Origin of the sequence: Roseibium aggregatum, from assembly GCF_014692675.1 — a bacterium.
GTDB classification, from domain to species: Bacteria; Pseudomonadota; Alphaproteobacteria; order Rhizobiales; family Stappiaceae; genus Roseibium; species Roseibium aggregatum_C.
In genome coordinates this window covers 55,317-66,307 of the sequence record NZ_JABFCZ010000031.1, presented here as the reverse complement: position 1 = coordinate 66,307, position 10,991 = coordinate 55,317, and the positions used below count along the sequence as shown (strand labels likewise).

The window sequence follows — 10,991 nt, the reverse complement described above, 5'->3', positions numbered from 1 at the left end:
CGGCTTCCTGTCTAGAAGATCAGCGTACCTGCGTAACTTCCTCTCAAAACCAGAGCCCTAAAGCTCCAGCTCCGCAAGAACAACGCCGTCCACGCTTCCCTTCCTTCAATAATCAAATTGTCAAAGAACAATTCGCGATACTTGCGAATTTCGCCCCTGTTTCCAAGGACTAGCGACGACTTTAGTGTTTGCCCCGAAGAGCTTTGTCACGTCCAGTTGTCTGGTAGAACCGACAGGCGCTGGCACCGCGTTGGCCGCAGCGCCGCCGTCGATGGAGGGGGTTATACGCAGGGGCCCATTCCGAGTCAACAACCTTTGTCAAAAAAGATTCACACAGACAGCCACACTCGAAAAACGGCGGGTTTCCGGGAGCTTAATCCCGTGAACCCTGTCGGCACCGGTACCTCGGCAGAAAACTTTTGGAAGTTTTTTTCAGGACCCCGACCGGAGACGGCGGACGACCCCGATAGACCTGGCCGAAACCGGTATTGCGCCCCTGGGAAACGCCCATCCGCACCGGTCAGGAACATCCATCAGTGGGTCTATATATATAAAGCGGCCTTCTCCGGCAGCTCTGCCCCATATTGGCCCGATTGTTCGAAAATAAGACCGTCAGGCTTATGAAGCTGACAACAAAGACATCTTTACCCGTGCTGCAGATTGACGGATAGCCAACAAATCGGCATTTTTCGCCTGCACCTGTAAAAACCGTTCGGATGCGCATGACGATCTTTCGACATGTCTTCATGCGACTGCGAGGAACCTGAGCCGCGAAATGCATTTTGGCCCTTTTCATACGCACCACCATTCGACGGTCGATCTCGGTGATATTCCGCCCCTGGTGGTCTATGACGAACGCCAGGTTCTGCCCGACCGGAAAAACGTCTCGCTCCGGTGGCTGACGGGCTCGGTCCTGACCGGGATCACGTCTCTTGTCCTGATGGGCGGCGCCTTGTTCGCCGCCCTCGACGGACAATACAGCGTCACCGCCGCGCCCAACCCTGACCAGTATGCCGGCAATGCCCAGTTCGCACCGCCGTCGGGCGGACCGGGGGCCAAGGGCGACCGGGTGATCCGGACAGCAGAGGAATATGCCAACAGGCAGGTCATCCCGGTCAATGTGGTCACACGCGAGGGCGACCGGGAACATATTCGGGTTCGCCCCTACGTCTTGATCAGTTCCAGCCTGGCGACCCGCAAAAATGCCGACCTGACCGACGTCATCCCGCCCTTCAATCCGCTCGACATGTTCTCCGATGTCCAGGTCGAACCGAAAAGACTGGCGACGGAATCCATATTCTCCAACGCCGACTACGGCGCGAAGGTCGAAGGCGAAGTCAGCATCAGCCTGAGGTCGTTCCCGGAAGACAGCGCCTCGATCGATCTGGATGAGACGCCCGACGAATCCGAGGTTGAAAAAAGCGTTCGTCAGACCGCGCGCTTCCTTGCAGACAGCACCGTGGAAACGGCGGCGAAGTCGATCGTCGACCCGGGTCGCTTCGATTTCAATCTCGCCCGCCAGCCCGAATACGCCCGACTGGCGGTTCGCATCACCCCGGAAAATGTGTCCTTCATTTCCAAGAAGGACGACGAAACCCGTTACGCCGGGATGGACGAGAAAATCGTTCCCATTTCCGAAGACAGCGCCATCTCGGATGTCCTGCTCGATAATGATGCGACCCAGGAAGAAGCCGAGCTGATCCAGAACGCCTTCATCAACACCTACGGCATTGATCAGCTGGTGGCCGGCCAGCGGCTCCGTATCGCCTATGCGCCGAGCCCGAAGACCGGCCGCATGCGTCCGGAACGCATCAGCCTCTACTCCGATACGGTTCACAAGGCGACGGTCGCCCGGTCCGATACGGGTGCCTATGTCAAGGCCAAGGCGCCGACGACCTTCCTGGCCGATGCATTCGCCGAAGCCGACCGTATTTCCTATGGCGGCCCGACACCGGCAATCTATGACAGCATCTACCAGACGGCCCTGGAACAGGACATGCCGGAGCCGCTGATCGAGGAACTCATCCGGGTCTTCTCCTTCGACGTCGATTTCAATTCCAGGGTCCAGCCCGGCGATTCCATCGAAATCTTCTACGCCGACGCGGACAAGGACACCGACAGCCCGCCGGAAGTCCTCTACGCCTCACTCGATACCGGCTCCACCAAACGGCGGTTTTACCGGTTCCGCACGCCCGACGACGGCGTGATCGACTATTATGATTCAAACGGCCAGAGCGCCCAGAAATTCCTGATGCGAAAACCGGTCCCCGAAGGCCGGTTCCGGTCCGGCTTCGGCATGCGTAAGCACCCGATCCACGGCTATTCCAAGATGCACACCGGTGTGGACTGGGCCGCCCCGCGCGGAACGCCGATCATGGCGGCCGGCAACGGCACGGTCATCAAGGCCGGCTGGAGTTCAGGATATGGCCGGCGGACGGAGATCCGTCATGCCAATGGCTACATCACGACCTACAATCACCAGTCCGGCTTCGCCAAGGGCATTCACGAAGGCGTCCAGGTGCGCCAGGGACAGATCATCGGCTACGTGGGTTCGACCGGCCTTTCGACCGGCCCGCACCTGCACTACGAGGTCAAGGTCAACGACCGTTACGTGGATCCGATGCGGATCCGCCTGCCGCGCGGCCGTGTGCTTGAAGGCGACATGCTGGCCCAGTTCGAAACCGAGCGCCTCAGGATCGACGCCCTGCTGGATCAGGCCCGGCGTCCTTCCAGGGTCGCATCCGCTGTCCAGTAAGGCTGCGGCTCCCCGGAACTGCTCATGCATTAACGACAAAAAAGCCGGCCATGATTGGCCGGCTTTTTCTGTTCTTGCGGAATGGGATCAGGCCGCAGCGGCGGAACTGTCCCGGGTGGAAAACAGCAGCCGGTCGCCGCCGGCGGTCACTTCGACCGTTTGCCCGTCGACGATGTCACCGGCCAGCAGTTTTTCCGCCAGCGGGTCCTGGACGTCCTTCTGGATCACCCGCTTCAGCGGCCGGGCGCCATAGGCCGGATCGTAACCTTTCTGGGCGAGCCAGCCGAGAGCACCGTCATCCAGTTCCAGGGTGATCTTGCGATCGGTCAGGAGAGCCCGCAGCCGTTCCAGCTGGATCGCGACGATGGCAGCCATCTGCGACCGCTGCAGGCGATGGAACAGGACGATCTCGTCGAGACGGTTCAGGAACTCGGGGCGGAAATGCGCCCGCACCGCGCCCATGACCTGATCCCGGACCGCATCGGAGTCCTCGCCTTCCGGCTGGTTGACCAGATATTCGGCCCCCAGGTTCGACGTCATGATGATCAGCGTGTTGCGGAAGTCCACGGTCCGGCCCTGACCATCGGTCAGACGGCCGTCGTCGAGCACCTGCAGCAGCACGTTGAAGACATCGCCATGCGCCTTTTCGACCTCGTCGAAGAGGACGACCTGGTACGGCCTGCGGCGGACGGCCTCCGTCAGGACGCCGCCTTCCTCATAACCGACATAGCCGGGAGGGGCACCGATCAGCCGGGCCACGGAATGCTTTTCCATGAACTCCGACATGTCGATCCGCACCATCGCACTGTCGTCATCGAACAGGAAACTTGCCAGCGCCTTGGTCAGCTCGGTCTTGCCCACGCCGGTCGGGCCGAGGAACATGAACGACCCGATCGGCCGGTTGGGATCCTGCAGTCCGGCCCGGGCCCGGCGCACGGCGGTCGAGACCGCATGGATGGCTTCTGCCTGGCCGACCACACGGGTCGCCAGGACGTCTTCCATCCGCAAAAGCTTTTCCCGTTCGCCTTCCAGCATCTTGTCGACCGGAATGCCGGTCCACTTGGACACCACCTGCGCGATATGGTTCGGCGCGACCGCCTCATCGACCATGGCATCGCTGTCCTCGGCCTCCTCGGCCTCTTCCAGCTTGCGTTCCAGGTCCGGGATCACGCCATAGGCAAGCTCGCCGGCCTTCCCCAGGTCTCCACGCCGCTGCGCGATTTCCAGATCGATCCGCGCCTGATCGAGCTGTTCCTTGATCTTCTGTTCCAGGTTCAGCTTTTCCTTTTCCCCCTGCCAGCGTCTGGTCAGGGCATCGGATTCCTCTTCAAGGTTGGACAGTTCCTTTTCGAGCTTTTCCAGCCTGTCCCTGGCGGCCTTGTCGTCTTCCTTCTTCAGCGCTTCGCGCTCGATCTTGAGCTGGATGATCCGGCGATCGAGTTCGTCCAGTTCTTCCGGTTTCGAATCGACCTGCATGCGCAGCCGGCTCGCGGCTTCGTCCATAAGGTCGATGGCCTTGTCCGGAAGGAACCGGTCGGTAATGTAACGGTTCGACAAGGTCGCAGCCGCGACGATGGCCGAGTCTGTAATCCGGACCCCGTGATGCAGCTCGTACTTTTCCTTGATCCCGCGCAGGATGGAAATCGTGTCCTCGACGGTCGGCTCGGTCACGAAGACCGGCTGGAACCGGCGCGCCAGGGCCGCATCCTTTTCCACGTGCTTGCGGTATTCATCGAGGGTGGTCGCCCCCACGCAGTGCAATTCGCCCCGCGCCAGAGCCGGTTTCAGCAGATTGGATGCATCCATTGCACCCTCCGCCTTGCCCGCGCCGACCAGCGTATGCATCTCGTCGATGAACAGAATTATACTGCCCGCAGCCGCTTCGACTTCCGACAGGATCGCCTTCAGGCGTTCCTCGAATTCGCCGCGATATTTGGCACCGGCGATCAGCGCGCCCATGTCCAGGGCCAGCAACCGCTTGTCCTTCAGGGATTCGGGCACGTCGCCGTTGACGATCCGAAGCGCCAGGCCTTCCGCGATTGCGGTCTTGCCCACGCCGGGTTCGCCGATCAGGACCGGATTGTTCTTGGTGCGCCGCGACAGGACCTGGATCGTCCTGCGGATTTCCTCGTCCCGGCCGATCACCGGATCGAGCTTGCCGTCGCGAGCGACCTGGGTCAGGTCCCGCGCGTATTTCTTCAGCGCGTCATACTGGTTTTCAGCCGTTGCGCTGTCGGCGGTCCGCCCCTGACGAAGCGCGTTGATCGCCTCGTTCAGGCCGTTGGGCGTCACGCCCGCTTTCTTCAGAAGCTTTCCGGCTTCGCTGTCGCTGTCCATGGCAAGCGCCAGCAGAAGACGCTCGACCGTCACGAAGCTGTCGCCGGCCTTTTCGGCGATCTTTTCCGCCTGATCGAAGATACGGGCCGTGGCGGGCGCCAGATAGAGCTGGCCGCTACCGCCGGACACTTTCGGCATTTTTTCTAGAAGACGCTCGACCTCGGCCTGGGCGGCCTTCGCCTGGCCGCCGGCGCGATCGATCAGGCCGCTGGCCATTCCTTCCGGATCGTCGAGGAGAACCTTGAGCACATGTTCCGGCGTAAATTGCTGATGGCCCTGGCCAAGAGCGTAGGTCTGAGCCGACTGTACGAAACCCCGAGCCCGCTCAGTGTATTTTTCAAAATTCATGCTTTTCCTCCTTGCCATCTGAACCACCCGAAGCATGGCCGATGATTTCGGAATGCAGATCCTGGATCCAGGCCTCTGCGCGGTCTCGTTGAGCCCCGCTCCTCCGATATAGTGTTGCAAAATGACAACAAAAGAGGGAGCCGACGATATTTTTCAAGTACACATGCCAAAAGAAAACGGCGCCCTCAAGGACGCCGTTTTACATCTTGCAGCTTGATCAGGGCTGACCTTACTCGCCGGCCGCAACGGCCTCAGCATCAGCACCTTCTTCGGCCGGCTTCGCCCGGCGCGCACGCGGTGCCCGGCGGGCTCTCGGCTTGGGAGCCTCATCGTCGTCACCGGTCTCTCCCGACCGGGCGGAAGCAGCGTCCGCGTCGCCGGTGGCTTCAGCCGCTTCCGGCTTGGCACCGCGTCCGCGGGTCCCCCGCGCGCGCCGTCGGGGCTTCGCTTCCTCGTCGCTTTCCTCACCGGCTTCGGAAGCATGACCGTTGACCCGACCCGAGGGATCGATGAGCGGCATGTTCTCGATATAGGGCTGCGGACTGTCCTCGCCCATCATATCGCCGGAAGCACCCGCCGCGTGGTCGCGCCGGTCGGTTGTGCCGTTCATGGCGGAACCGGATGCGGTCTCCTGGCCGGCATCATCTCCGTCCGCACGGCTGCTCTGCGCGGCAGGCTGCAAATGCGCCTGGGCGGCAGCAACAATCCGCAGATAATGCTCTGCGTGCTGGAGATAGTTTTCAGACATGACCCGGTCGCCGGATGCTTGCGCATCCCGGGCGAGCTGCTGGTACTTTTCTGCGATATGCAGTGCAGTTCCGCGGATCTTTACGTCCGGGCCATTCGATTCATAGCTCCGGCTTAACGGATTCGGCCCTTTGCGGCCGCGCCCACGCATGCGCTTGTTGTTTTGATTTCCTGGTCTCATCCTGCCGTTTTCTCTTAAAGAACGGCGGCCTGCTTAACGCCGGCCCATCATCGGAATTCTGTAATACCGATACGAAAAAGATGCCGAAACCAACCGTGAAGGTTAGCGCCTGTCATCTGAAACGACCACACAAGTTCTGCCCTATCGGTCAGCAACCGATGCGCTCGCTAGTTTCTGCGACAGTCCGAAGGGTCCGGGTCATCCTGTATGCAACGAATTCCAAAACGCTCAAGCGTCTGTCCCCACGTTGCCGGATGGGCGTGCTCCGCAGTTCGCTGATCACATATTCCGGTCTCGGCGAGGTGAACCTAACCGTTTCTGTCCGGATTTCCAAGCGCTTTTTCATCATAGGCTTAAAACGGCCGGATTTTGTTTCGCTTTGCAACAAGGACACGGTCGTTTCCGGCAAGATCGTGAATGATTTCAATATCAAAAAACCCGTACTCGCCGAGCAGCGACGCAACAGATTCGGCCTGGTCGAAGCCGATTTCGAGGGCGATTCGGCCGTTGACGTTAAGGCAGCTTGCCGACTGTTCGACGATGGAACGATAGGCATCCAGGCCGTCGCCCCCCCCGTCGAGCGCGCGTCTGGGATCATGCTCGCGAACCTCCGCACCAAGCCCTTCGATGACCGCGGTCCGAATGTAGGGCGGGTTGCTGACGATCCAGTCGAAACCGGATCCGAGTGCGGCACAGTAATCGCCTTGAACACAAAGCAGGCGGCGACCGACACCCAGCCTTGCCGCATTCTCCGCCGCACATGTGAGCGCCGTTCCGGAAATATCCACAGCCAGTCCGAAAGCATTCGCGCGTTCGGACAAAAGCGCGATCGCGATCGCTCCGGTACCGGTGCCGATGTCGGCAAATGCAAATGCCGCGTCCCGCGGCGTCCGGGCGAGCACCGCCTCGACAAGCGTTTCCGTATCCGGCCGCGGCTCCAGCGTTTCCGCGTTGAGACCAAGCTCGAGGCCCCAGAATTCCCGGCGCCCGAGAATGCGCCCGACCGGCATGCCGGAAAGCCGTTTTTCGCAATGCACCCGTGCCTTGCCGCAGGCGTCTTCGGAAGCCTCGTCATCGGCATGCAGAATGACGGCCGATACATCCATATCCAGAGCATCGGCAACCAGAAGCCGCGCATCGAGATCGGCGGTCTCCAGGCCTTTATCGCGAAACCGGTCCCTGATTTCGCGAACGAGCGCGCCGATTTTCATGGTCAAACTTCTTCGGCAGCCAGCAGCGAGGCCTGGTGATCCATGATCAGGGCATCGATCACCTCGTCCAGCGCTTCGCCAGATATGATCTGGTCCAGCTTGTAGAGCGTCAGCCCGATCCGGTGATCGGTCACGCGCCCTTGCGGAAAATTGTAGGTTCGGATCCGTTCCGACCGGTCGCCCGAGCCGACCTGGAGCCTGCGGGCCTCGGTGCGTTCGCTTGCCGCGCGTTCGCGCTCCTCGTCGTAGATCCGCGCCCTTAGAAGCTGCATGGCCCGGGCCTTGTTCTTGTGCTGGGACCGCTCGTCCTGGACGGCGACAACGATCCCGGTCGGAATATGGGTGATGCGAACCGCCGAATCCGTGGTGTTCACATGCTGCCCGCCGGCGCCGGAAGCCCGGAAGGTGTCGATCCGCAGGTCGCTGTCCTGGATATCCACATCCACGTCCTCGGCCTGAGGCAGCACGGCGACGGTCGCAGCCGAGGTATGGATCCGGCCGCCCGATTCGGTGGCCGGCACCCGTTGCACCCGGTGAACGCCGGATTCGAATTTCAGCCGCGCAAAGACGTTTTCACCCGATACGGCCGCGATGATTTCCTTGTAGCCGCCGACCTCGCCTTCGCTGGCCGACAGGACCTCCACCTTCCAGCCGTGCAGCTCCGCATAGCGCTGGTACATACGGAACAGGTCGCCGGCAAAAAGCGCCGCCTCGTCTCCGCCGGTCCCCGCCCTGACTTCCAGAATGGCGTCGTTGGAATCCGCCGCATCCTTCGGCAGCAGACCGATCCGGACGTCCTGCGTCAGGGTCTCCAGATTTTGCTCAAGCTCGTCACGCTCGGCTTCGGCAAGCTCACGCATCTCCGCGTCCGTATCCGGATCCGACAGCATGGCTTCCGTATCCGCCAGATCGTCCTGGGCCTTCAGATAGGTCCGGATCTTGAAAATCAGCGGTTCCAGCCCGGCATATTCCCGGGACAGCTTCACATAGGTCTGCGGGTCCGGGTTGGCGGACATCTGGTGCTCGATCTCGGCGAACCGGTCCAACAATGTATCGAGCTTGTTACGCGCCAGCATAAGCGCCTGTCTCCTTCACAGCCTCTTTGCGAAAGGGCCTGGTTGGTCTTGAAATGGTCTCAGCTAAAGCGCCACATCCATATCGGATGCAAAGCGCAACAGGAATTCGCGGATATTCGTTTCCGGATGTCCGGGTTCCAGGCGCGGCAGAAGCCGGGCCGACAGCCGCCCGGCATCGAGCGAACGAAGCATGGCCTTGACCGGCCCCAGAGAGGCGGGCGACATGGAAAGATCCCGGTAGCCAAGACCGATAAGCGCCATGGCTTCCAGCGGACGCCCGGCCAGTTCGCCGCACAGGGTCACAGGGATATGGGCCCTGTTCGCCGCATCCACAATGGTCTTGAGCGCCCTCAGGAAGGCCAGATTGATCGGATCGAACCGCTCGGAGACCCGTGTGTTGCCGCGATCGACAGCACAAAAGAACTGGAACAGGTCGTTGGAGCCGACCGAAACGAAGTCGACGTGGTGCAGAAGTTCGTCCAGCTGGAACAGGAGGGAAGGCACCTCGATCATGACCCCGAGCCGGATCGTCTCCGGCACGGCGTGATTATGGCGCCGCAGGTGCTTGATCTCGCGCTCCACCAGGCTCTTGGCCTTCAGGAACTCGTCCACTTCCGCGACCATCGGGAACATCAGTTTCAGCTCGCGGCCGGCGGCCGCCTTGAGCAGCGCCCGCATCTGCGTCCTGAGCAATCCGGGCCGGTCGAGGCCGAGACGCAGGGCGCGCCAGCCCATCGCCGGGTTTTCCTCCTGAATGGCGCGCAGATAGGGCAGCACCTTGTCGCCGCCGATGTCGAGCGAGCGGAACGTGATCGGCTTCCCGTCCGCGGCATCGAGCACCTGCTCATACTGCGCCTGTTGCTCGCGCATGCGCGGGAACGACGAGGCGACCATGAATTGCAGTTCGGTCCGGAACAGCCCGACGCCGGCGGCCCCGGCCTCCGCCAGATGCGGCAGATCTACCAGGAGCCCGGCATTCATCTGCAGGGAGATCTCCACACCGTCCTTGGTGACGGACGGCTTGTTGCGCAGGCGCCGGTATTGCGCCTGGCGCCGCGCCCGGAACCGGACTTTTTCGGCATAGGCGTTCTCGACATCCGTGGCCGGACGCAGATAGACCTCGCCGGCCTCGCCGTCGACGATGATGGCATCGCCCGCATCCGCCAGGCTGACGATGTCGTCCACCTGGCCGACGGTCGGAATACCCAGGGCCCGGGCAACGATGGTCACATGGCTGGTCGGGCCGCCTTCTTCCAGGACGAGACCGCGAATCCGGTCACGGCCGTAGTCGAGCAGTTCCGCCGCCCCCATGTTGCGGGCCACAATGATGGCATCCTGCGGCAGTTCCGATGCCAGCGGGCCGTGCTGGCGCCCCATCAGCTCGCGGATCAGGCGATGGGCAAGATCATCGAGATCATGCAGCCGTTCGCGCAGATAGGGATCGGTCTGGCGCAGCATACGCGCACGCATGTCGCTTTGGACCTTTTCGACCGCGGCTTCGGCCGTCAGGCCGTTGCGGATCGCCTCTTCGATCTTGCGGATCCAGCCCCGGTCGTTGGCAAACATCCGGTAGGCCTCGAGCACGTCCCTGTGCTCGCCGATCGCCGCGATTTCGCCGCTGGACAGGAGATCGTCGATGGACAGGCGCAGCCGGTTGATGGCCGCCTCGAGCCGGTGGCTCTCCTTGTCCGTGTCTTCGGCAATCAGGTTGGTGACCACGACGCGGGGCTCGTGCAGCACCACATGGCCGAGACCGACACCTTCGGAGAGCGCGACACCGATCGCATGGATCGGGCGCGACAGGTCGAGGCCGGTTCCTTTCTGGGCGATCGCCTCGAGTTCGCCGGCGGCGACCATTTCGGCAATGACCATTGCCGTGGTCTGCATCGCCTCTACTTCATCTTCGAGGTAGGTCCGGTGCGACTTGTTCTGTACGACCAGGACGCCCAGCGTCCGGCCGGCGCGCAGGATCGGCACGCCGAGGAAGGAATTGTATTCTTCCTCGCCCGTTTCGGGGAGATAGGCAAAGCCCGGATGGGCGCGGGCGTTGGGAAGATTGAGCGGACGGGCCTCCGCCGCGATCAGGCCGACAAGGCCCTGCCCGACCCGAAGCGACGCCTGGTGAACGGCCTCGGCTTTCAGGCCTTCCGTGGCATAGAGTTCCAGCACTCCATCGGCCCGCAGGATATAGACGGAGCACACCTCGGCGACCACATTCGCCGCGATCAGGACCACAATCTTGTCGAGCCGCTCCTGCGCCGTGATCGGCTCCGCCATGACCTCGCGGAGCCTGCGGAGCAACAGGCGCGGACCGGCCAGGTTGCTGCGCATCGCCT

General features: G+C 61.9%; 6 protein-coding genes. 1 reads left to right on the top strand and 5 read right to left on the bottom strand.

Annotation, left to right across the window (positions count from 1 at the left end; translation table 11 throughout):
- The first annotated feature begins 775 nt into the window (after positions 1-775).
- Complete coding sequence (locus tag HK439_RS23180) at positions 776-2,755, top strand: M23 family metallopeptidase (protein ID WP_190293863.1); 1,980 nt, start codon at positions 776-778, stop codon at positions 2,753-2,755.
- Between the two features lie 87 nt (positions 2,756-2,842).
- On the opposite strand, the gene clpB is transcribed toward HK439_RS23180, so the two are convergent.
- The 5 genes from clpB to ptsP all read right to left on the bottom strand — a co-directional run bounded on the left by clpB (position 2,843) and on the right by ptsP (position 10,986).
- A complete protein-coding gene (gene clpB / locus HK439_RS23175; RefSeq protein ID WP_190293862.1) occupies positions 2,843-5,440 on the bottom strand; it encodes an ATP-dependent chaperone ClpB in 2,598 nt (865 codons plus the stop codon).
- A gap of 229 nt (positions 5,441-5,669) precedes the next feature.
- Entirely contained in the window at positions 5,670-6,338 is a 669-nt protein-coding gene (locus HK439_RS27290; protein ID WP_419247601.1) for a DUF4167 domain-containing protein, read from the bottom strand.
- 383 nt (positions 6,339-6,721) lie between these two features.
- On the bottom strand, positions 6,722-7,579 hold the full coding sequence (prmC, locus tag HK439_RS23165) for a peptide chain release factor N(5)-glutamine methyltransferase (RefSeq protein ID WP_190293860.1): 858 nt from the start codon (positions 7,577-7,579) through the stop codon (positions 6,722-6,724).
- 2 nt (positions 7,580-7,581) lie between these two features.
- Positions 7,582-8,655 carry a peptide chain release factor 1 gene (gene prfA, locus HK439_RS23160; RefSeq protein ID WP_190293859.1) on the bottom strand — a complete coding sequence of 358 codons (1,074 nt, stop codon included), beginning with the start codon at positions 8,653-8,655 and terminating at the stop codon, positions 7,582-7,584.
- 63 nt (positions 8,656-8,718) lie between these two features.
- Positions 8,719-10,986 carry a phosphoenolpyruvate--protein phosphotransferase gene (gene ptsP, locus HK439_RS23155; RefSeq protein WP_190293858.1) on the bottom strand — a complete coding sequence of 756 codons (2,268 nt, stop codon included), beginning with the start codon at positions 10,984-10,986 and terminating at the stop codon, positions 8,719-8,721.
- Between the last annotated feature and the right edge of the window lie 5 nt (positions 10,987-10,991).

What these genes read in the sequence shown, in the direction of transcription:
- HK439_RS23180 (WP_190293863.1), top strand. Translation starts at nt 776, where the DNA reads ATGCATTTTGGCCCTTTTCATACGCACCACCATTCGACGGTCGATCTC.
- HK439_RS27290 (WP_419247601.1), bottom strand. Translation starts at nt 6,338, where the DNA reads ATGCGTGGGCGCGGCCGCAAAGGGCCGAATCCGTTAAGCCGGAGCTAT.
- prfA (WP_190293859.1), bottom strand. Translation starts at nt 8,655, where the DNA reads ATGCTGGCGCGTAACAAGCTCGATACATTGTTGGACCGGTTCGCCGAG.
- ptsP (WP_190293858.1), bottom strand. Translation starts at nt 10,986, where the DNA reads ATGCGCAGCAACCTGGCCGGTCCGCGCCTGTTGCTCCGCAGGCTCCGC.
- clpB (WP_190293862.1), bottom strand. Translation starts at nt 5,440, where the DNA reads ATGAATTTTGAAAAATACACTGAGCGGGCTCGGGGTTTCGTACAGTCG.
- prmC (WP_190293860.1), bottom strand. Translation starts at nt 7,579, where the DNA reads ATGAAAATCGGCGCGCTCGTTCGCGAAATCAGGGACCGGTTTCGCGAT.